At 70.3% G+C, this 22004-nt stretch carries 19 protein-coding genes and 1 pseudogene; 13 read left to right on the top strand and 7 right to left on the bottom strand.

Going from position 1 to position 22004, the window contains the following annotated elements; translation table 11 throughout:
- Window positions 1-84 precede the first annotated feature (84 nt).
- From RB628_RS21160 to RB628_RS21130, 7 genes are all read left to right on the top strand, one after another.
- The gene (locus RB628_RS21160) at window positions 85-927 is read left to right on the top strand and encodes a nitrilase-related carbon-nitrogen hydrolase (protein WP_318322070.1); all 843 of its coding nucleotides are present in this window, start codon (window positions 85-87) and stop codon (window positions 925-927) included.
- Entirely contained in the window at window positions 924-2210 is a 1287-nt protein-coding gene (locus RB628_RS21155; RefSeq protein WP_318322069.1) for an aspartate aminotransferase family protein, read from the top strand. Before RB628_RS21160 ends, RB628_RS21155 begins: the two co-directional genes overlap by 4 nt.
- A 23-nt stretch (window positions 2211-2233) precedes the next feature.
- Window positions 2234-3796: a PucR family transcriptional regulator gene (locus tag RB628_RS21150; RefSeq protein ID WP_318322068.1), complete on the top strand. Its 1563-nt coding sequence runs from the start codon at window positions 2234-2236 to the stop codon at window positions 3794-3796.
- A gap of 189 nt (window positions 3797-3985) precedes the next feature.
- A complete protein-coding gene (locus tag RB628_RS21145) occupies window positions 3986-4828 on the top strand; it encodes a nitrilase-related carbon-nitrogen hydrolase (RefSeq protein WP_318322067.1) in 843 nt (280 codons plus the stop codon).
- 124 nt (window positions 4829-4952) lie between these two features.
- Window positions 4953-6356, top strand: coding sequence for a dihydropyrimidinase (gene hydA / locus RB628_RS21140; protein WP_318322066.1), 1404 nt, complete (start codon window positions 4953-4955; stop codon window positions 6354-6356).
- 140 nt (window positions 6357-6496) lie between these two features.
- Complete coding sequence (locus RB628_RS21135; protein WP_318322065.1) at window positions 6497-7516, top strand: TIGR03842 family LLM class F420-dependent oxidoreductase; 1020 nt, start codon at window positions 6497-6499, stop codon at window positions 7514-7516.
- Between the two features lie 161 nt (window positions 7517-7677).
- On the top strand, window positions 7678-9204 hold the full coding sequence (locus RB628_RS21130; RefSeq protein ID WP_318322064.1) for an NCS1 family nucleobase:cation symporter-1: 1527 nt from the start codon (window positions 7678-7680) through the stop codon (window positions 9202-9204).
- A gap of 33 nt (window positions 9205-9237) precedes the next feature.
- Here the strand turns inward: RB628_RS21130 and RB628_RS21125 are convergent, their stop codons facing one another.
- Window positions 9238-9897 (bottom strand): hypothetical protein, encoded by a 660-nt coding sequence (locus RB628_RS21125; RefSeq protein WP_318322063.1) that lies wholly within the window; start codon window positions 9895-9897, stop codon window positions 9238-9240.
- Window positions 9898-10123: 226 nt separating this feature from the next.
- Here RB628_RS21125 and RB628_RS21120 point away from each other — a divergent pair, with 226 nt between their 5' ends.
- From RB628_RS21120 to RB628_RS21110, 3 genes are all read left to right on the top strand, one after another.
- Window positions 10124-10396, top strand: coding sequence for a hypothetical protein (locus RB628_RS21120; RefSeq protein WP_318322062.1), 273 nt, complete (start codon window positions 10124-10126; stop codon window positions 10394-10396).
- 207 nt (window positions 10397-10603) lie between these two features.
- Window positions 10604-12478 (top strand): gamma-glutamyltransferase family protein, encoded by a 1875-nt coding sequence (locus RB628_RS21115; RefSeq protein WP_318322061.1) that lies wholly within the window; start codon window positions 10604-10606, stop codon window positions 12476-12478.
- Window positions 12479-12596: 118 nt separating this feature from the next.
- Window positions 12597-13442 carry an inositol monophosphatase family protein gene (locus RB628_RS21110; protein ID WP_318322060.1) on the top strand — a complete coding sequence of 282 codons (846 nt, stop codon included), beginning with the start codon at window positions 12597-12599 and terminating at the stop codon, window positions 13440-13442.
- Here RB628_RS21110 and RB628_RS21105 read toward each other — a convergent pair.
- On the bottom strand, window positions 13378-14040 hold the full coding sequence (locus RB628_RS21105) for a hypothetical protein (RefSeq protein ID WP_318322059.1): 663 nt from the start codon (window positions 14038-14040) through the stop codon (window positions 13378-13380). The two genes, RB628_RS21110 and RB628_RS21105, sit on opposite strands and share 65 nt — an antisense overlap.
- A gap of 96 nt (window positions 14041-14136) precedes the next feature.
- Between RB628_RS21105 and RB628_RS21100 the strand changes: the two genes are divergently transcribed.
- The gene (locus RB628_RS21100; RefSeq protein WP_318322058.1) at window positions 14137-15546 is read left to right on the top strand and encodes an NAD(P)/FAD-dependent oxidoreductase; all 1410 of its coding nucleotides are present in this window, start codon (window positions 14137-14139) and stop codon (window positions 15544-15546) included.
- Window positions 15543-16055 carry an O-acetyl-ADP-ribose deacetylase gene (locus RB628_RS21095; RefSeq protein WP_318322057.1) on the top strand — a complete coding sequence of 171 codons (513 nt, stop codon included), beginning with the start codon at window positions 15543-15545 and terminating at the stop codon, window positions 16053-16055. Before RB628_RS21100 ends, RB628_RS21095 begins: the two co-directional genes overlap by 4 nt.
- 164 nt (window positions 16056-16219) lie before the next feature.
- Here RB628_RS21095 and RB628_RS21090 read toward each other — a convergent pair whose 3' ends face one another.
- From RB628_RS21090 to RB628_RS21070, 5 genes are all read right to left on the bottom strand, one after another.
- Window positions 16220-16570: a metalloregulator ArsR/SmtB family transcription factor gene (locus tag RB628_RS21090; protein ID WP_318322056.1), complete on the bottom strand. Its 351-nt coding sequence runs from the start codon at window positions 16568-16570 to the stop codon at window positions 16220-16222.
- A gap of 226 nt (window positions 16571-16796) precedes the next feature.
- Window positions 16797-17027 carry a hypothetical protein gene (locus RB628_RS21085; RefSeq protein WP_318322055.1) on the bottom strand — a complete coding sequence of 77 codons (231 nt, stop codon included), beginning with the start codon at window positions 17025-17027 and terminating at the stop codon, window positions 16797-16799.
- Window positions 17024-18724, bottom strand: a complete 1701-nt coding sequence (locus tag RB628_RS21080; protein WP_318322113.1) for a SulP family inorganic anion transporter — start codon at window positions 18722-18724, stop codon at window positions 17024-17026. The genes RB628_RS21085 and RB628_RS21080 overlap by 4 nt, the downstream gene beginning before the upstream one ends.
- A gap of 234 nt (window positions 18725-18958) precedes the next feature.
- On the bottom strand, window positions 18959-19318 hold the full coding sequence (locus RB628_RS21075; protein WP_318322054.1) for a zinc ribbon domain-containing protein YjdM: 360 nt from the start codon (window positions 19316-19318) through the stop codon (window positions 18959-18961).
- Between the two features lie 71 nt (window positions 19319-19389).
- Window positions 19390-19776, bottom strand: a complete 387-nt coding sequence (locus RB628_RS21070) for a metalloregulator ArsR/SmtB family transcription factor (protein WP_318322053.1) — start codon at window positions 19774-19776, stop codon at window positions 19390-19392.
- 68 nt (window positions 19777-19844) lie between these two features.
- Here RB628_RS21070 and RB628_RS21065 point away from each other — a divergent pair.
- A pseudogene (locus RB628_RS21065) lies at window positions 19845-21845 on the top strand (heavy metal translocating P-type ATPase).
- The last annotated feature ends 159 nt before the right edge of the window (window positions 21846-22004 follow it).

Here is a 22004-nt window from a genome sequence, read left to right as displayed (position 1 = left end):
CTCTTCCGGAGGCTTACTTTCAAGCCCCTACGACCTTTGTCTACGGGCGTAGAGGCTTCTGACGTCCAGCCGAAGGAGCAGGTCATGGCCAACGTCGTACGTGCCGCTCTGGTCCAGGCAACCTGGACCGGCGACACCGAGTCCATGGTCGCCAAACATGTGGAGCACGCCCGTGAGGCCGCCCGGCAGGGCGCCAAGGTCATCGGATTCCAGGAAGTCTTCAACGCCCCCTACTTCTGCCAGGTCCAGGAGCCCGAGCACTACAGGTGGGCCGAGCCTGTCCCCGACGGACCGACGGTCACCCGTATGCAGGAGCTGGCCCGGGAGACCGGCATGGTCATCGTCGTTCCCGTGTTCGAAATCGAGCAGTCCGGGTTCTACTACAACACCGCGGCTGTGATCGACGCCGACGGGACCTACCTCGGCAAGTACCGCAAGCACCACATTCCGCAGGTCAAGGGGTTCTGGGAGAAGTACTACTTCAAACCCGGCAACCTTGGCTGGCCCGTCTTCGAGACGGCCGTGGGGAAGGTCGGCGTCTACATCTGCTACGACCGGCACTTCCCGGAGGGCTGGCGTCAGCTCGGTCTGAACGGCGCGCAGCTCGTCTACAACCCGTCCGCGACCCACCGGGGCCTCTCCTCCCACCTGTGGCAGCTGGAGCAGCCCGCGGCCGCCGTCGCCAACGAGTACTTCGTCGCCGCCATCAACCGGGTCGGCCAGGAGGAGTACGGGGACAACGACTTCTACGGCACCTCGTACTTCGTGAACCCGCGTGGCCAGTTCGTCGGCGAGGTCGCCAGCGACAAGGACGAGGAACTCGTCGTCCGTGATCTTGACTTCGATCTCATCGAGGAAGTCCGGCAGCAGTGGGCCTTCTACCGGGACCGGCGGCCGGACGCGTACGAAGGGCTGGTGCAGCCGTGAGTGATCTGTACGGGCGTCACCAGGCGGTGCTGCCGGACTGGCTCGCCCTCTACTACGCGGATCCGATCGAGATCACGCACGGCGAGGGCCGGTACGTGTGGGACGCGGACGGGAAGCAGTACCTCGACTTCTTCGGCGGCATCCTCACCACGATGACCGCGCACGCGCTGCCCGAGATCACCAAGGCGGTGAGCGAACAGGCAGGGCGGATCATCCACTCGTCCACGCTCTACCTCAACCGGCCGATGGTCGAACTCGCCGAGCGGATCGCCCAGTTGTCAGGCATCCCGGACGCGCGCGTCTTCTTCACCACCTCCGGCACGGAAGCCAACGACACCGCTCTCCTCCTTGCCACCTCCTACCGGCGCAGCAACCAGATCCTGGCGATGCGCAACAGCTACCACGGCCGTTCCTTCAGCACGGTCGGCATCACCGGCAACAAGGGCTGGTCACCGACCTCCCTGTCCCCGCTCCAGACCCTGTACGTCCACGGCGGCGTCCGCACCCGTGGTCCGTACGCCGATCTGAGCGACGACGAGTTCATCGCCGCCTGCGTCGCCGACCTGGAGGACCTGCTCGGACACGTCCGTCCGCCCGCCGCCCTGATCGCGGAGCCCATCCAGGGCGTCGGCGGCTTCACCTCGCCGCCCGACGGGCTGTACGCCGCCTTCCGTCGAGTGCTCCAGGAACGCGGCATCCTCTGGATCGCCGACGAGGTACAGACCGGCTGGGGCCGCACCGGCGAGCACTTCTGGGGCTGGCAGGCGCACGCGGAGAACGGTCCGCCGGACATCCTCACCTTCGCCAAGGGCATCGGCAACGGCATGTCCATCGGCGGGGTCGTGGCCCGCGCCGAAGTCATGAACTGCCTCGACTCCAACTCCATCTCGACCTTCGGCGGCACCCAGATCACCATGGCGGCCGGCCTCGCCAACCTCAACTACCTCCTGGAACACGATCTCCAGGGCAACGCCCGGCGCGTCGGCGGGCTGCTCATCGAACGGCTGCGGGCCGTCGCCGCGCAGCTTCCGGGCGTACGGGAGGTCCGTGGTCGCGGGTTGATGATCGGCATCGAGCTGGTGAAGCCGGGTACGGACACCGCCGATCCGGAGACCGCCGCAGCCGTGCTCGAGGCAGCCCGGGAGGAAGGGCTGCTCCTCGGCAAGGGCGGCGGCCACAACACCAGCGCGCTGCGCGTCGCCCCGCCGCTGTCGCTCACCGTCGCGGAGGCCGAGGAGGGCGCCGCGATCCTCGAACGTGCTCTGAGGAGCTGCGTCCAGTAACACCACAGCAAGGGAAGCACCGTATGACCACCACCCTGGAACCCGCCCTGTCGGTCCGTCGGGTCCTCGGCCTGGAACGGGTGCTCGCGGGCGAGCCCGAGGTGGTGGCCGGCGCCGGCCAGCTCGACCGGCCCGTGCGCTGGGTGCATGTCGCCGAGGCCGCCGATGTCGGCGTGATGCTCAGCGGCGGCGAGATGGTGCTCACGACCGGGGTGCTGCTCGCCGGGGACGAGGAGGCCCAGGCCGAGTACATCCGCTCGCTGCACCGGGCGGAGGCGGCCGCCGTCGTGCTCGGGCTCGGCCGCGCCTTCCCGGCGCCGCCGGACGTCATGCGGCGCGCGGCCGAAAGGTGCGGGCTGCCGATGGTGGTGCTCCATCGGCCGTTCCCCTTCGCGGAGTTGACGGAGGAGGTCCAGTCCCGGCTCGTACGGCGGAAGTTCGCCGCGGTGAGCCTGTCCGAAGCGGTACGGACCGCTCTCACGGGGCTCATCACCTCCGGCGCCCCGCTGCAACTCCTCCTCGACGAGATCGCCTCGCACAGCGCCTGTCCTGTCGTCGTCACCAACCTCGCGCACCGCGTCCTCGCCACGTCGGGGGAGCGGTCGGCCGTCGACGACGTGCTGCGGGACTGGGAGCGTATCTCCCGGCAGGCCGGCGGGAGCGAGGGCGACGGGTGGATCCGGGCCGAGCTGGGCGGGCGCGGGGAACGCTGGGGGCGGATCGTGCTGTGCGGGTACCGGGGTGACGCCGCGACCGGACGGCTGCTGGCCGACCGGGCCGCCGAGGCACTCGTGCTCCACCGCATGCTCGGGGGCTCGGTGCGCACCTGGGAGGAGCAGTCCGCGCAGAGTCTGCTGACGGATCTGGTGAGCGGAGTGGTACCGGCGCGGCAACTGCTTCCGCGGGCGCGGGCGGCCGGACTGCCCGTCAACCGGCGGACCTTCGTGCCGCTCGTCGTACGGGACGGCGATCCCGCCGAACTCGACCGAGTACTGCGCCTGCTGGGGCTGCCGGGGCTGGTCGCCGAGCTCGCCGACGACGCCACCGCCGTCCTGCTGAGCCTCGCCCGGGACCAGGACGCCAAGGCACTGGCGGCGCACTTCGCGCTCCGGCTGCGCACCGAGACAGGAGGGGGCCGGACCGTCGTGGCCGCCGCCGACGCGCTGGTGTCCTGGGACGACGTACCCACCGGACTGCGCGAGGCGCTGCACGTCGCCGCGGCCGTCGCGGAAACTCCGGCGGGGCAGGAACTGCCGGTGCTGGTGCACCTGAGGGACGTACGGCTGCGCGGCCTTGTCCGGCTGCTGCGGGACGATCCGCATGTGCAGTCGTTCGCCGAGCGGGAGCTGGACGGGCTGCTGTGCGGGGCCGAGGGCGAGTCCGAGCTGCTCCCCGTGCTGCGGACCTATCTCGCCACCGGGCGCAACAAGTCACGTACCGCGCAACTGCATCATGTCTCGCGGCCCGCGCTCTACCGGCGGCTGGAAGCGATACAGGCGCGGCTCGGGCTCGATCTCGACGACTTCGAGCAGGCCGCCTCCGTGCATATCGCGCTTCTCGCGCACGATGCTCAGCAAAACCGATGACCGCTTCCTCCAACGCTCCGTCTTACCGCTCCGAAACATCAGAGGACCTGCGAAAACAGTGGTGAAACATGGGCCGACGCCAGGGTGACACCGTGGAACGCCGAACGCCCGCAGGCGTGACACCGTGCAACTCAAACCCGCTCTCCGGGCTTCCTAGGCTCGCCGTACACCGAGTGACCGGAGGTCCCGATGAGCAGGGTGATTCGCGCCGCCATTTTCCAGACCGCCTGGACGGGCGACAAGGAGTCGATGATCCAGGTCCACGAGCAGGCGGTCCGCGACGCCGCGGCCCAGGGTGCTCAAGTCATGTGCTTCCAGGAGCTGTTCTACGGACCGTACTTCTGCCAGGTCCAGGACAAGGCGTTCTACGAGTACGCCGAGCAGATCCCCGACGGCCCGATCGTCAAGCGCTTCCAGGCGCTCGCCAGGGAACTGGGCATCGTCCTCGTTCTGCCGATGTACGAGGAGGAACAGCCCGGAGTCCTCTACAACACGGCCGCCGTGATCGACGCGGACGGCTCGTACCTCGGCAAGTACCGCAAGCACCACATCCCGCAGGTCGCCGGGTTCTGGGAGAAGTTCTACTTCCGCCCGGGGAACGCGGGCTGGCCGGTCTTCGAGACCGCCGTGGGCAAGATCGGCGTGTACATCTGCTACGACCGGCACTTCCCGGAGGGCTGGCGTGCGCTGGGCCTCGAAGGCGCCGAGATCGTCTTCAACCCGTCGGCCACCTCGCGCGGCCTGTCCGCCTATCTGTGGCAGCTGGAGCAGCCGGCGGCGGCCGTCGCCAACGAGTACTTCGTCGGCGCGATCAACCGGGTCGGAGTCGAGGAACTGGGCGACAACGACTTCTACGGGACCTCGTACTTCGTGGACCCGGAGGCGCAGTTCGTCGGCGAGGTGGCGAGCGACAAGGAGACCGAACTCGTCGTCCGCGACCTGGATTTGGCCAAGCTGCGCGAGGTCCGCGACCGCTGGCAGTTCTTCCGCGACCGCCGCCCCGACGCGTACGGCCCGCTGACCGCTCCCTGACGGCGATTCCCTGTCGTCCGTGGGCCCGGTCACGGGGGCCGGGCCCACGGCGTCGTCCTCCGGGAGGGATCGCAGGGATCCGCAGGGAAACACCAGTGCACGTACGACCGGAAGGAGAGGGAGCATGAGCAGCCGTACCGTCATCCGGGGTGGCCTCGTCATCACCGCGTCCGACGAGATCCATGCCGACGTCCTGATCGAGGACGGCCGCATCGCCGCCCTTGCCGCGAGCGGCACCGCGGCCGCCGAGGCCTGGACGGCCGAGCGGACCATAGACGCCACCGGGAAGTACGTCATCCCCGGCGGCGTCGACGCGCACACCCACATGGAACTGCCGTTCGGCGGCACCGCGGCCTCGGACACCTTCGAGACCGGCACCCGGGCCGCCGCCTGGGGCGGTACGACCACGATCATCGACTTTGCCGTGCAGAGCGTCGGCCAGTCGCTGCGCGACGGCCTCGACACCTGGAACGCCAAGGCCGACGGCAACTGCGCCATCGACTACGGCTTCCACATGATCGTCTCCGATGTGAACCCGGACACGCTCAAGGAGATGGACCTGCTGGTCGAGGAGGGCGTCACCTCCTTCAAGCAGTTCATGGCCTACCCGGGCGTCTTCTACAGCGACGACGGCCAGATCCTGCGCGCCATGCAGCGCTCCGCCGAGAACGGCGGCCTGATCATGATGCACGCCGAGAACGGCATCGCGATCGACGTCCTCGTCGAGCAGGCCCTGGCCCGTGGCGAGACCGACCCCCGCTACCACGGCGAGGTCCGCAAGGCCCTCCTCGAAGCCGAGGCCACACACCGCGCCATCAAGCTCGCGCAGGTCGCCGGCGCACCCCTGTACGTCGTCCACGTCTCGGCGCAGGAGGCAGTCGCCGAGCTGGCACGGGCGCGCGACGAGGGGCTCAACGTCTTCGGCGAGACCTGCCCGCAGTACCTGTTCCTGTCCACCGACAACCTCGCCGAGCCGGACTTCGAGGGCGCGAAGTACGTGTGCAGCACGCCCCTTCGGCCCAAGGACCACCAGGCCGCGCTGTGGCGGGGCCTCCGGACGAACGACCTCCAGGTCGTCTCCACGGACCACTGCCCGTTCTGCTTCGAGGGGCAGAAGGAACTGGGCCGCGGCGACTTCTCGAAGATCCCCAACGGCCTTCCCGGCGTCGAGAACCGCATGGACCTCCTCCACCAGGCCGTCGTCGACGGGCACATCAGCCGACGCCGCTGGATCGAGATCGCCTGCGCCACCCCGGCCCGGATGTTCGGCCTCTACCCGAAGAAGGGCACCATCGCCCCGGGCGCCGACGCCGACGTCGTCATCTACGACCCGGCGGCCGAGCAGACCGTCTCCGCCGAGACGCACCACATGAACGTCGACTACTCGGCGTACGAGGGCAAGCGGATCACCGGCCGCGTCGAGACCGTCCTCTCGCGGGGCGAACTCGTCATCAATGAGCGGGAGTTTGCGGGGCGTGCCGGCCACGGTCAGTACACGCCCCGCTCAACTTGCCAGTACCTCCAGTGAGGTTCCGCCGCAGCAAGTAGGAGCAGTGCTCGTGACTCCGCCCCGTCGATGAGGGGGCTTCCAATCCGAAGACTGCGGTCCAGCCCGAACCGGCCCTTTGCGGGGCGAACGAAACCTACCAGATCTTTGCAAGGAGACCGATGGACTTCGGACTTGTCCTCCAAACCGATCCTCCTGCCTCACGGGTCGTCAGCCTGATGCAGCGCGCCGAGGGCAACGGCTTCACGTACGGCTGGACCTTCGACTCCGCCGTGCTGTGGCAGGAACCGTTCGTGATCTACAGTCAGATCCTCTCCAGCACGGAGAAGTTGACGGTCGGCCCGATGGTCACCAATCCGGGCACCCGCACCTGGGAGGTCACCGCCTCCACCTTCGCCACCCTCAACGACATGTTCGGCAACCGCACGGTGTGCGGCATCGGCCGCGGCGACTCCGCGATGCGCGTCGCAGGCCGCACGCCCAACACCCTGGCCCGGATCAGTGGCGCGATGAAGGTCATCCGCTCGCTCGGCCGCGGCGACGAGGCCGACCTCGGCGGCACCGTCATCAAGTTCCCGTGGGTGCGGCCGGGCGCCGAACTCCCCGTCTGGATGGCCGCGTACGGCCCCAAGGCGCTCAAGATGACCGGCGAGGAGGCCGACGGGTTCATCCTCCAGCTCTCCGACCTCTATCTGACCGAGTACATGGTCAAGACGGTCAAGGACGCGGCCGTCGCCGCCGGACGCGACCCGTCCGAGGTGAAGATCTGCGTCGCCGCCCCCGCGTACATCACCGAGGACGACTCGCCCGAGGCGCTCGCCCACGCCCGCGACCAGTGCCGCTGGTTCGGCGGGATGGTCGGCAACCACGTCGCCGACCTGGTTTCGAAGTACGGCGAACACTCCGCCGCCGTACCCGAGGAACTCACCGACTACATCAAGGCCCGCGAGGGCTACGACTACTCCCACCACGGACGGGCCGACAACCCCGACACCCAGTTCGTGCCCGACGAGATCGTCGACCGGTTCTGCGTCATCGGCACCCCGGAGATGCACATCGAGAAGCTCAACAAGCTGCGTGAACTGGGCGTCGACCAGTTCGCCGTCTACGACATGCACGACGCCCAGGAAAAGGTCATCGACGCCTACGGGTCGACGGTGATCCCGGCCGTCAACGCCTGACCCACCCGAACTCCCCGCTGTGTTACGCACCCGTCAACTCCTCCTCCCCGGCGTTCAGGTTGCCGGGGAGGAGGTCAGGACGCCTCCGGGTGTCCTGTGCGCGTCCCCCAACGCGCCACCCGCACGGCCTTTCCCGACCCATCTCTTTGATTGGCCTGCCCATGACCGACACCGCTCCCACGGCCATACCGCCGTCCTCCCAAGTCACCCTCCCCGACGGCCGGGTGGAGATCTCCCCCGACGCGCCTGCTCCCAGCGGGCCGTACGCCAACGAGGACCTGCTGCCGGTTCCGGTCGAGAAGCGCACCTGGAACACGTACAACTTCTCGGCTCTCTGGGTGGGCATGGCCCACAACACGGCCTCCTGGACCCTCGCCTCGGGTCTGATCGCCGTGGGCATGGACTGGAAGCAGGCCGTGCTCACGATCGCCCTGGCGAACGTGATCGTGCTGATCCCGATGCTGCTCACCGGGCATGCCGGGCCCAAGTACGGCATCCCCTTCCCCGTCTTCGCCCGCGCCTCCTTCGGCATCCGAGGCGCCAACCTTCCCGCTGTCGTGCGGGCACTGGTGGCCTGCGGCTGGTTCGGCATCCAGACCTGGATCGGCGGCGAGGCGATCTACTTTCTCGCCGGCAAGCTCATCGGCAACGGCTGGAGCGACGCCGGGAAGATCGGCGGCTACGCCTGGACCATGTGGCTGTCCTTCGCCATCTTCTGGGTGATCCAGGTCGCCATCATCTACCGGGGCATGGAGACGATCCGCCGCTTCGAGAACTGGGCCGCGCCCTTCGTCCTCGTCGGCGCCGGCGTGATGCTGTGGTGGATGGCCGACAAGGCCGGCGGCTTCGGTCCGCTGCTCGACCAGCCCTCCAAGCTGGGCTATGGCGCGGACTTCTGGAAGATCTTCGCGCCCGCCCTCATGGGCATGATCGGCTTCTGGTCCACGCTGTCCCTGAACATCCCGGACTTCACGCGGTACGGGAAGAGCCAGAAGGCCCAGACGTGGGGACAGGCTCTTGGTCTGCCCACCACGATGACGTTGTTCGCGTTCCTGTCCGTGATGGTCACCTCGGGCTCGCAGGCCGTGTACGGCGAGGCCATCTGGGACCCGGTACAGCTCGCCGCCAAGACCGACAACGTCTTCGGGCTGCTGTTCGCCCTGGTCACCGTGCTGGTGGCGACCCTGTCCGTGAACGTCGCGGCCAACCTGGTCTCCCCGGCCTTCGACTTCTCCAACATCGCGCCCCGGAAGATCAGCTTCCGGGCCGGTGCGCTCGCCACCTGCGTCCTCGGCGTCCTGATCTTCCCGTGGAAGCTGTACTCCGACCCGCAGGGCTACATCTTCACCTGGCTCGGCCTGGTCGGCGGTCTCCTCGGCACGGTCGCCGGCATCCTCATCGCCGACTACTGGATCCTGCGCCGCGGCAAGCTCGACCTCGCCGACCTCTACCGCACGGGCGGACGCTACTGGTACGACAGCGGCTGGAACTGGCGTGCGGTCGTCGCCTTCGTGGTCGGCGGTGTGCTGGCCGTCGGCGGCGCCAACTTCGCGCCGCTGATCGACGGGAGGCCCATCCCGGCACTGTCAGCACTGGCGGACTACGGCTGGGCCGTGGGCCTGGGTACCTCGATGGTGCTCTACCTGGTGCTGATGCTGGCGAGCGGGAAGGGGAAGGCGGAGGTCTGACCCTGTGTGACGTGTGACGGAGGGCGGCCGGTTCTACCGGCCGCCCTCCAGTGCTGCCACCGCGTCCCGGGCCGCCTTGATGGCACCCTTGTTGATCACATCCGTGCTGGGCGCCTTCTTCGACTCGAAGTCACTGCCGTTGTACGTGATCACCACCAGCGCGTTCGACGCGCGGACCAGTACCACGCCCTCGCGTGTCTGCTGCTTGTCCTCGGTGGTGAGGTTCACGACGGAGTAGGCGGCGTCACCGAGACCCGGCACCACCCCGCCACCGCTCTTCTCCGTCAGGCGCGCCTTGTACGTCTTCTCCGCCGCCGCGTCCGTGTCGGACAGCTCGAACGACACGTCGAGCCAGCGGTAGTCGTACTCCTTGAGCGCGTTCCAGGAGCAGGTGCGGCGCGCCGCCGCGTCCGTCGAGGGGATCTCCTTGCCGGCCGCCTTGGCGCCGGGTACAAGGGACTTGACCGTCCCCGGGGTAACGGCCGAGCAGGGCGCGGGCGCGGCGGTGAACGTCTTCGTGGCCGCCGACGTGGAGGGCGCGGTGGGCGAAGCGGTCGCGCCCCTGGTGGCCGACTCGTGGTCGTCGGCCGGTGCCGCGGAGAGCGGCCCCGAGGACAGAGCCCAGCCGGCCGTGGCGAGCACGGCGACCGGTGCCAGGCGGGTGGTGAGTGCGAGCGGCAGAGGAAGGCTCAAGGCGCACTTCTCGTGGGGGACGGTGCGGAGGGGGGTCCGCACTCCGGACGGGACGCCAGTGTCACATGACTGCCTGTGGGGCGGAAGTAAGAACTCGCTCCGTGGCTGTGCGATGACTGTCCTTCGCGGTCGGCCGTCCGTACTGTCCGCCAGAATGCGCAAATCGGCGTCGATAGCGCTCAATTCGCCTTCAATGAGATCAACTGCGGCGAAAACCACATATGTGGTGAGCCGGACCAGCTGGCCGTCGGTGTGCCGTGGTGTGCGCCAGGCCGCCACGTCCTCGTCGGTGATCCGGCGCATCGCGCCCATACGGACGAGGCCGGCCACCGGACGACACGCCGACGACGGGGGCCTGTTCGCGACCTCCTGCTGCGCCGAACCGACCGAGGTCCCGGCCGAGTTCAGCGAGGCCGGACTCGTCCCGGAAGGTCAGTACGGGCTGGCGGGCGTGGCCTGGCTCATGGGCGGGGCCGAGCAGTGGCTGGACGCCCCGTGAACGCCGCGAGACCGTCATGTCCACGACCCGCCGCATCAAGTCCGAACCGGCGCTTCTCGGTGCGGGCACGTGCTGACGGCCGGACGGCGTCGGCCGTAGCCGAGAGGAGAGGGGCGAGCCTGCGCCGGCGGTGTACCGGGGGCGCGGCGCGGGGTACGTACGATCACCGGAGTCAACGGATCGTATGCCCCAGCGAAGGAGTCGCCCGTGTTCACCACCCGACCCACGCTCCAGGGCACCTTCGGGATGGTGTCCTCCACGCACTGGCTGGCCTCGCAGTCGGCGATGGCCGTGCTGGAGGACGGCGGCAACGCGTACGACGCCGCCGTCGCCGCGGGGTTCGTCCTGCATGTCGTCGAACCGCACCTCAACGGGCCCGCCGGTGAGGTACCGGTCATCCTGGCCCCGGCAGGCGGCGAGGTGCGGGTGCTGTGCGGGCAGGGCGTCGCGCCCGCCGGGGCCACGGTCGAGCACTACCGGGGACTGGGGCTCGATCTCGTACCCGGCACCGGGCCCCTCGCCGCCGCCGTTCCGGGCGCGTTCGACGCCTGGATGCTTCTGCTCCGCGACCACGGCACCAAGCGTCTCGCCGACGTTCTCCAGTACGCCATCGGGTACGCCGAACACGGGCACGCGCCCGTGGAGAACGTCGGCGCGAACGTCGAAACCGTGCGCGAGCTGTTCGAGACGGAGTGGACCTCGTCCGCGGACGTGTACCTGCCCGGCGGACAGGCGCCCCGGCCCGGCGAACTGTTCCGCAATCCCGCCCTCGCAGCCACCTGGAAGCGCCTGCTGGCCGAGGTCGCCGGGGCAGGGGACCGCGTCGCCCAGATCGAGGCGGCACGTGAGGTGTGGCGTGCCGGTTTCATCGCCGAGGCTCTCGTGCGACAGTCCGCGCGGCCCACCCTCGACACCAGCGGCGAGCACCACACCGGCACGCTGACGGCCGCCGACCTGGCCTCCTGGTCCGCGACCTACGAGGCGCCGGCGACGTACGACTGGCACGGCTGGACCCTCTGCAAGGCCGGCCCCTGGAGCCAGGGCCCGGTCCTCCTCCAGCAGCTCGCACTCCTCCCTCCGGAGCTGCCCGCGTACGAGTCCGCCGACTACGTCCACCTGGTGATCGAGGGCTGCAAGCTCGCCATGGCGGACCGGGAGGCCTGGTACGGGGACGCGTCCGGCGGAGCCGATGTGCCGCTCGACGAACTGATGTCCGACACCTACAACGCCGCCCGGCGGACCCTTGTCGGGGACCAGGCATCGTACGAGCTGCGGCCCGGCAGCCCCAACGGGCGCACCCCGCGACTGTGCGCGCACGCGCGCGTGGTGGCCACGGGCGCGCCGGGATCCAGCCTCCTGGGGGCCGGGGAGCCGACGGTCGCGGCCGGTGGCGTTCCGGGTGCCGGTGAGCCCACGGTGGCCAAGCCGCCCACCTCGACCGTGCCGGGCGAACCCGTCGTCGCCGCCGACGGCCTCACCCGGGGCGACACCTGCCATCTCGGCGTCGTCGACCGCTGGGGCAACATGGTCGCGGCCACGCCCAGCGGCGGGTGGCTCCAGTCCAACCCCGTCGTGCCCGAACTGGGCTTTCCCCTCGGCACCCGGCTCCAGATGACCTGGCTGGAGGAGGGCCTGCCGAACTCCCTCACCCCGGGCCGCCGCCCCCGCACCACCCTCACGCCCTCGATCGCGCTGCGCGACGGAGTGCCGGTGCTGGCGTTCGGTACGCCTGGCGGGGACCAGCAGGACCAGTGGCAGCTGCACTTCTTCCTCGCCGTCGCCCTGCGCCCGAAGGCGCGCGGCGGCCTGGACCTGCAGGGCGCGATCGACGCCCCGAACTGGCACAACGACAGCTTCCCGGGCTCCTTCCACCCGCGTGGCATGCGCCCGGGCAGCGTCACCGTGGAGTCCCGAATGCCGGGCGCGGTGGTCGAGGAGCTGCGCCGCCGGGGGCACGACGTGGTGATCGGCGACGACTGGTCCGAGGGCCGGCTGTGCGCGGTCGCGCGGGACCCGGAGACGGGAGTGCTGTCGGCGGCGGCGAATCCCCGGGGGATGCAGGGGTACGCGGTGGGGCGCTGAGGCGCCTGAGGCGTCCGGGACATCTGCGTCTATGTCCGAATCCCGGTGTTCAGGCCGATTCCATCGCATGTCCACCGGGCGGGTGGGGATTGTCAGTGGCGCGTGCTCTCATGGGGTCATGATCGAAGACAACGAAACCATCGAAGAGTTTCTCGCCCGGTACGCGTCCGACGTCGAAGAAGCGGTCCGCGAGGCGGCGGCCGCGGAGATCATGCCGCGCTTCCGTCAGCTCGCCGCCCACGAGGTCGACCAGAAGAGTGGCCCGCACGACCTGGTGACGGACGCCGACCGCAAGGCCGAGCTGTATCTCACCGAGGTGCTGCCCAAGCTGCTGCCCGGCTCCGTCGTGGTCGGCGAGGAGGCCGTGCACGCCAACCCCGCCTCGTACGAGGCGATACAGGGCGAGGCGCCGGTCTGGATCGTCGACCCCGTGGACGGCACCCGGCAGTTCGTCCACGGCGACCCCGGCTTCTGCACACTCGTCGCGCTCGCACACCGTGGGGTCGTCCGCGCGTCGTGGACGTTCGCCCCGGCCCGCGACCAGCTCGCCACCGCGATCCGCGGAGAGGGCGCCTTCCTCGACGGCAGGCGCCTGCACGCGGGCCTGCCCGAGGCCGGCCGCGACCTCCAAGTGGCCACCTCCCACCCGGACTACACGACGGACGAGCAGAAGCGCTCGCTCCTCGGACTGTGGACGGACGGCGTCCGACCGCGTGCCTGCGGTTCGGCAGGCCTGGAGTATCTGGCCATCGCGCGGGGCGAGTTGGACGCCACCGCGTTCTCCTGGGAGGCCGCCTGGGACCACGCCGCGGGCATCCTCCTCGTCGAGGAGGCGGGTGGCGCCCATCTGACCCGCGCGGGCGAGCCGTTCCGGATAACCGGCGGCAACGTGCTGCCGTTCACCGCGGCGCGCGATGCGGCCACGGCTCGCCGGGTGGCGGAACTGCTGTCGGGCGGAGCCTGATCTGCGGGCGGGCCGAGCTGAACCGCAGGGTGACGACCTCGAACTCGGCCACGGTGCCGACCACCGGCCAGTCCGCGGGGTCGAAGGGCAGCCAGGCGATGTCCACGAAGGCGTCGACCGGCAGGTTGACGTCGACGAACAGACCCGTCCGGCCCGGCCCCCACGGCAGCGCGCACACCATCCCGGTGAGCAGGGAGCCCTCCGGCAGCGGGCCGGTGTCGTAGTGGCTCAGGTGCCGATGCCGCAGGGCTGTGGACCACGCCCGCTCGAACTCCGACTCCGTCACGTCCACCGCCTCCGGCGGTACCTCCACGGCGCCCTCGGTGAACGCCCCGTAGACGGTCTGGTAGAGCTGGACGCCCAGGCGCCCGAACCGTTCGCGCACCAGCGCCAGTTGAGCCTGTGCGGCGGCCATCGAGGCGCCGCCAGAGGTGGTGCCGTCGGAGTTCTGGAGGGGCTCGCAGGAACGCGGGACCTCCAGTGCCGCCTCGAACACCGCCTGCCGCAGCACCCAGCCGTCCTCCTCGACCTCGAACCAGTACCAGGCGGTGTCGTCGGCGTCATCGCCGGGCGATTGGATGCGGAAGCGGCGCGTCATCCGGCCGAGGTTACCCGTGCCGGGCCGTGTCGGTGTCCCGGCATATCCTGATCTCAAGTGGCCGTCGGCTGACAAAGGAGTCCGAAGGTGCCGTCAATGCTCGATGTGGTCGTGGTGGGAGCGGGGCCCAACGGGCTGACGGCTGCCGTGGAACTGGCCAGGCGCGGATTCTCCGTGGCCGTCTTCGAGGCGCGCGGCACCGTCGGCGGCGGCGCCCGTACGGAGGAACTGACGCTCCCCGGTTTCCGGCACGACCCGTGTTCGGCGGCGCACCCCCTCGGCGTCAACTCCCCGGCGTTCAGGGCGATGCCGCTGGCGAGGTACGGGCTGGAGTGGCTGCACGCCGACCTGCCCATGGCGCACCCCTTCCCGGACGGCTCGGCCGCGGTCCTGTCCCGTTCCGTGGCAGAGACGGCCGCCTCCTTCGGGCCGCGTGACGCGGGCGCCTACCGCAGGCTGGTGGAGCCGTTCCTCAGCAGGTGGGACACCCTGGCCCACGACTTCATGTCCCTGCCCCTGACCGCGCTGCCCCGCGACCCGGTCACCCTCGCCCGCTTCGGAGTGGCCGGTCTGCCACCCTCGACCTGGCTGATGCGCCGCTTCCGTGACGAGCGGGCGAAGGCCCTGTTCGCAGGCCTCGTCGGCCACGTCATGGCCCCGCTGGGCGGGGTCGCCACCAGCGCCGTGGGCCTGGTCTTCGCCCTGGCCGCGCACGCCCGCGGCTGGCCCGTCGCCCGCGGCGGCTCCCAGTCGATCTCCGACGCGCTCACGGTGTATCTGACCGACCTCGGCGGCACCGTCCACACCGACTACGAGGTCAAGCGGCTGGACGACCTGCCACCCGCGCGTGCGTACGTCTTCGACACCTCACCCACCGCACTGGCCCGCATCGCGGGCTTCGGCGGCTACTACGAGCGCTATCGCTACGGCGCCGGCGTCTTCAAGATCGACTATGCCCTGGACGGCCCCGTTCCCTGGACGGCGAAGGAGGCCCACCGGGCGACCACCGTCCAGGTCGGCGCGGACAGCACCGAGATCGGCACCGCCCTGCGCGCCGCCTCCCGCGAGGGCCGGGCACCCGACACCCCCTTCCTGATCACCGTGCAACCGAGCGTCGTCGACCCCGCCCGCGCACCCGAGGGCAAGCAGGTCTTCTGGGCCTACGGACATGTCCCCAACGGCTGGACGGGCGACCTCACCGACGCCATCGAGCGCCAGCTGGAGCGCTTCGCCCCCGGTTTCCGCGACCGGGTCCTCGCCCGCGCCACCGCCGGCCCGCCCAAAATCGCGGCCCGCAACGCCAACTACGTCGGCGGGGACATCGGGTCCGGCGCGGCCAGCGGCCTCCAGCTCATGCTGCGCCCCAGGCTCTCCCTGTACCCGTACGCCACCCCGCACCCGGCCGTCTTCATCTGCTCCTCGGCCACCCCACCGGGACCCGGCGTGCACGGAATGTCGGGACACAACGCCGCGAAGGCCGTCTGGAGAAGGCTGAAACAGTCATGACCGCCATCACGTGCGTCAAGGGCGACATCACCCGACAGAGTGCCGACGCGATCGTCAACGCGGCGAACTCGTCACTCCTGGGCGGGGGAGGAGTTGACGGAGCGATCCACCGCAGAGGCGGCCCCGAGATCCTCGCCGCCTGCCGGGCGCTGCGCGCCTCGCACTACGGCAAGGGTTTGGCCACCGGCAAGGCGGTCGCCACGACCGCGGGCAACCTGGACGCGCGCTGGGTGATCCACACGGTGGGCCCTGTGTTCGGAGCTGCTGCGGAGGACCGTTCGGAGCAACTGGCCTCCTGCTACCGGGAGTCCCTGCGCGTCGCCGACGAACTGGGCGCGCGGACGGTCGCGTTCCCCGCCATCTCCACGGGCGTCTACCGCTGGCCGATGGAGGACGCGGCGCGGATCGCGGTGGCGACCGTGCGGGAAGCGGAAACCGCCGTTGCGGAGGTGAGGTTCGTGCTCTTCGACGAGACGGCGTACGAGGCCTTCGCGGCGCAACTACGCTGAGGGGACCGGGGTTTCGTCCTCTGCGGTCGGCCTGGGCGACACAGGAGACCGGACGGCGAACTGGCGAGCCACCAGCGGACAGAGGCAACCCCCTTCCCTGCGGCGCAGCGCTGTCAGACTCCGGGCTCGGGAGACGGCCACCGACCGCGGGCACCGCCGCGATGCTACGACGCCGGTTTCGCCTCCCCCTGCGCTGCCTGGAGGTCGGCCAGCAGTTCCGCCTGTCCGGCCAGCACACCGGACAGGATGATCCGCGCGACCCGGAGCAGTTCGGCCACATGCGGGCTGGTCAGCGAGTAGTACACGGTCGAGCCCTCCTTGCGGGTGACGACCAGGTTGGCCCGGCGCAACACGGCCAGTTGCTGCGACAGATGCGCGGGTTCGATGCCCACCTCGGGCAGCATCTCGGCAACCGCGTGCTCACGCTCGCTCAGCAGTTCCAGGACGCGGATACGGGCCGGATGCCCGAGAGTCTTGAAGAACTCGGCCTTGAGTTGGTAGAGCGGTGTGCTCATCGTGCCGTCGCCTCCCCGGGACAGCGGTACGCCCGCACCGGCCGGTCCTCGGCGCATCGCACCCACCCATTCATGAACACCATGGCGCTCATCCTCGCCCGCGACGCCCGCCGGACCGAATCCGGCCGGGGAAACCGGGTCGCACGGACCCCGGCCGTACCGTCGCGGGGTCTGGACGGCGTCTGGTTCCTGCACTCCGCCTGCTGCCTCGGGAGTCGCCCGGACATCAGCCCTCCCTCCCTCGGGCCGACCGGAACCCGGAGACGGTCCGGGGACGGACGCGCACGGTCGCCCCATGAGGGCCGTACGTCCGGCTGGTGCTCGTACGTCGGTGACGCGCCGCCTCGTTCGGGTCGGTGATCACCTCGGCGGGCCCGGCGACAGCCACCGTCCAGCCGGTGCCGGTTGCGGCCCGGACCTCGTCGAGCATCCGCAGCCCGGCGGGTGTGGTGCTCATCGGGGCGCCTCCTCGCTGTGGCCCGTGGGCCCTGCCGTGGTGGTGTTCCCGTCCTTGAGCGTGGGCCTGGGACTGGTCTCCGGGTCGGGCACGGCAGACAGGACCCCGGAGGATTCCAGGTGATCGCGCGCCCCCTGGATCGCCTCAGGAGTGGTGCCGTACTCGCGGCCCCCCAGCCGCAGCAGGTCCAACAGGCCCACGGAGTCGAGGACTTGGCGCTGGCCGGCACGTACGCCTGAGAACATGACGGCGATGCCGCGCCGGTTCAGCTTCTGGACCGCGTCCTTCAGCACCAGCGCACCGGTCGCGTCCATGGTCGACACCCGGGACATCCGCAGGATCACCACCCGTACGTCCGCCACCTCGGTCAGCTCCAGCAGGAAACGGTGTGCGGCGGCGAAGAACAGCGGCCCGTCGATGCGATAGGCGACGATGTGCTCGGCCAGCAGGGCGTGTTCCTCGGCGCTGTGGTCGCCCCGGTCCAGCGGCACCTCGTCCAGGCGGGCCTGCTTGGCCACGGCCCGGAGAGCGAGTGCGCCCGCGACGATGAGGCCGATGATCACCGCGTACACCAGGTCGAGGGCGAGAGTCGCGACGGCGGTCAGGATCAGGATCAGCGCGTCGGAGCGTGTCGCCCCGGCCATCGCCCGCAGCGAGCCGACCTCGACCATATGGATCGCGGTGGCCAGCAGAACACCGGCCAGCGCGGCCAGCGGGATCTTCGAGACCAGTGGCGCCGCCGCGAAGACGATCACCGCGAGGACCACGGCGTGGGTGAGCGCGGCGAGTCGGGAACCGGCGCCCGTACGGACGTTGACGGCGGTCCGTGCGATCGCGGCCGTGGCCGGAACGCCGCCGAACAGCGGGGCGGCGAGGTTGGCGACGCCCTGCCCGAACAGTTCCCGGTCCGGATCGTGCCGCTGGCCTACCGTCATGCCGTCCGCGACGGTCGCCGACAGCAGCGACTCCAGTGCGGCCAGCGCCGCCACCGCCACGGCCGGAGCGAGCAGCGAGGACAGCGACGACAGGTCGAGGAACGCCAGCGAGGGCGCGGGCAGCCCCGCGGGCAGATCCCCGATCGGAGTGGCCGCCGTCAGGTGGAGGAGCTGCGCCAGTACCGTGGCGACGATCACCCCGACGATCGAGAACGGAACGGTCGGCCGCCACCGCGCACCCAGCAGCATGACCGCCGCGACACCCGCCGCCAGTGCCGGCGCCGTCCAGTCGGGATGGCGGACGAAGGTCTCGACGGCACGCCAGGCGACCACGAGAACCCTGTCACCCTCGGGCCCCGCCACCCCCAGCGCGTTCGGGAGCTGCTGGAGTCCGATGACGCAGGCGATGCCGAGCGTGAAGCCCTCGACCACGGGGGCGGGCACGTACCGCATGTACTTGCCGGCCCGGGCCAGGGCGAGGCCGATCAGCAGCAGCCCGGCCAGCAGTCCGACGGTCAGTACACCGCCGGGCCCGTACTGGGCGACGATCGGCACCAGGACGACGGTCATCGCCCCGGTCGGCCCCGACACCTGCAGGTTCGATCCGCCGAACACCGCCGCCAGCGCGCCCGCGACCACCGCGGTCGCCAGTCCCGCCGCCGCGCCGAGGCCGGAGGAGACTCCGAAACCGAGCGCGAGGGGGAGCGCCACGATCGCGACGGTCAGCCCGGCGAGGAGATCCCGGCGCGGATCGCGGGTCATCGCCTCCACGTCGGCACGCACGGGCAGCAGGGAACGCACCGTGCCCCATGCGCGGCTGATCACCGAACCGCTCACGGACACGACCGGACCTTCTTTCCCCGGACTGGCACTCCGTCCCGGACACGACTGTCTGCTGACCTGGCAAACCAAGCATCTAGCCAATTGCGAAATTATGCAATTCAGCATCCGAGAGCTGCGGTGGTGTCCCGCCGGCCGCCGTCCACCAGTCGTGGATCAGGCCTTCTTGACCACTCCGGACTTGAGCTGCATCGCCCCGAAGCCGTCGATCCTGCAGTCGATGTCGTGACCGTCCACTCCGTCGACCAGTCGGATGCTGCGCACCTTGGTCCCGGCTTTGATACCCGAGGGGCTGCCCTTGACCCTGAGTGCCTTGACGACGACCACGCTGTCGCCGTCCCGCAGCACATTGCCGACAGCGTCCTTGACGATCCGCTCGCCGCCGACGTCACTTCCGTCGGCACCGCTCATGGCCGGAGCCCATTCGTGGCCGCACTCCGGGCACACCACAAGGGCGTTCATCTCGTAGGTGTACTCGCACGAGCACTTCGGGCAAGGGGGAGGATTGTCGATCATCCCGTCAGGGTAACCGCGGCCGGCCTTCGGACGGTCTCCCTGCCGGAGGGGGGCTGTGCTCGCCGGTGGAGTCACCCCAGGGGGCCGGTGTCGGCCTCGCTGTCCGTGTCGCTCAGGCCGAGCCGCAGATGCTCCACGTGGTAGACCGCCTGGTCGAGGAGTTCGGCGACGTGGTGGTCGTGCAGCGCGTACACCACGGAACGGCCCCGGCGCTCGCCGACGACCAGGCCCAGGTTGCGCAGCAGTCGAAGCTGATGCGAGCACGCCGACTGATTCATGCCCACCTCGGCGGCCAACTCGGTCGCCGGAAGCGTACCTTCGCGCAGCCGGGCCAGGATCAGCAGGCGGGACGGCGTGGACAGGGCCTGGAGTGTGGTGGCCACCTTTGCGACATTGTCCGCGTCGAGACGTACGCGCTCGGCGGCGTCCTGCGTGGTGACGACGGCTCCATGACCCATGGCCGTATCTTACTCATCGCACATGAACGAATGAATTAGTGTTCATGTGTTCCTGTATTGTGCTCTGTGTGTCTGTCACTCTTGCCGCTTCCCCACCCCCGTCCACGCCCCCCTCCCGGACCCCGCCGCCCATCGCGCCGACCGCACCCCGCCGCCGCACCCGCGTCCTCGCGCTTCCCGAGGCCCGCTGGGCCACCGCGGCGACCGTCCTCTTCCTGCTCGCACTGCCCCTGCAGCTGACCGGCGCACCCGCCTGGACCTGGGGCACGCTCTACGGTCTGGCGTACGTCACCGGCGGCTGGGAGCCCGGCTGGGAAGGCCTGAAGGCACTCCGGGAACGGACCCTCGACGTCGACCTGCTGATGATCGTCGCCGCGCTCGGCGCCGCCGCGATCGGTCAGGTCATGGACGGCGCCCTGCTGATCGTCATCTTCGCGACCTCCGGCGCCCTGGAGGCCCTGGCCACCGCCCGCACTGCCGACTCGGTTCGCGGCCTCCTCGACCTGGCCCCCGCAACGGCGACGCGGCTGGATACCGATGGCCGCGAACTCGCCGTCCCTGTAGAGGAGTTGACCGTCGGTGACACCATCCTCGTACGCCCCGGAGAACGCGTCGGCGCGGACGGCCGCGTACTGGACGGCGCGAGCGAGGTCGACCAGGCGACCATCACCGGCGAACCGCTGCCCGCACCGAAGGAACCCGGCGACGAGGTCTTCGCCGGCACCCTCAACGGCACCGGAGCCCTGCGTGTACGGGTCGAACGCGATGCCTCCGACTCGGTGATCGCCCGGATCGTCCGCATGGTCGAGGAGGCGTCCGAGACCAAGGCGCCCACACAGCTGTTCATCGAGAAGGTCGAGCAGTGCTACTCGCTGGGAATGGTCGCCGCGACCCTCGCCGTGTTCGCCCTGCCGCTCGCCTTCGGAACGGACCTCGCCGACGCCCTGCTGCGCGCCATGACCTTCATGATCGTGGCCTCGCCCTGCGCGGTGGTGCTCGCCACCATGCCGCCGCTGCTCTCGGCCATCGCCAACGCCGGTCGGCATGGCGTCCTGGTCAAGTCGGCGGTGGTGATGGAACGCCTCGGGCAGGTCGACGCCGTCGCCCTCGACAAGACCGGCACGCTCACCGAGGGCACGCCGAGGGTGACGGACGTACGGTCGCTGCCCGGATCCGGCCTGGGCGAGGACGCCCTGCTGGCACTCGCGGCGGCGGCCGAGCACCCGAGCGAACACCCGCTGGCCCGGGCCGTGGTGGAGGCGGCACATGAGCGTGGACTCGCACTGTCCGTGGCGGAGGACTTCGAGTCGAGGCCCGGAGTGGGCGTGACGGTGACCGTGGACGGGCGCGGGGTCGCCGTGGGAGCGCCGGGACGGCTGCTGGACGGAGCGGGGGGCGCCGGATGGATCGGCAACTCGGCTGCTGGTCAACGAGGTTGAGGCGTCCGGCCGTACGGCGATCCTTGTCGTGGCCGACAACGCACCGGTCGGTGTGCTCGGACTCGCCGACCGGCTGCGCCCTGGTGCCGCCGCGACCGTCGCCCTCGCTCACCGAACTCACCGGCACCGCACCGGTGTTGCTGACCGGGGACAAACCGCGGGCCGCCGCCCGACTGGCTCGCCGAGGTCGGGATCGAGGACGTACGGGCTGGGCTGCTTCCCCAGCAGAAACTGGACGCGGTAAGGGAGTTGGAGGCGGCCGGGCGCAAGGTCATGGTCGTCGGGGACGGGGTCAACGACGCCCCGGCGCTGGCCGCCGCCCACACCGGCGTGGCCATGGGCCGGGCGGGTTCCGACCTCGCGCTGGAGACCGCGGACGCGGTGATCGTGCGGGACGAGCTCACCACCGTGCCCGCCGTGATCGCCCTGTCCCGGCGCGCCGGACGCCTGGTCGTGCAGAATCTGGTGATCGCCGGGGTGTTCATCACGGGCCTCGTCGCCTGGGACCTGATCGGCACGCTGCCGCTGCCGCTCGGCGTCGCGGGGCATGAGGGGTCGACCGTCCTTGTGGGCCTCAACGGGCTGCGGTTGCTGAGGGAGGCGGCGTGGCGGGATGCGGTGAGTGGGTGAGCGGGTGCCCGGGCGGGTTGGGGGTACCGACGAAACTTGCTTGCACCCTCGGCGAGTTGGTGGCCGGGGCACCTCTTCCGCAGGCTCGGCCGGCTTCGCACGGTGGGGAAACGATCTGTGACAGCGTGGGAGACGATCTCCCCGGAGGGGGTCATAGTC

It is taken from the genome of Streptomyces sp. ADMS (assembly GCF_033441795.1).
GTDB lineage: Bacteria > Actinomycetota > Actinomycetes > Streptomycetales > Streptomycetaceae > Streptomyces.
The sequence above is the reverse complement of the archived record's forward strand: the minus strand, read 5'-3'. Positions and strand labels throughout refer to the sequence as shown.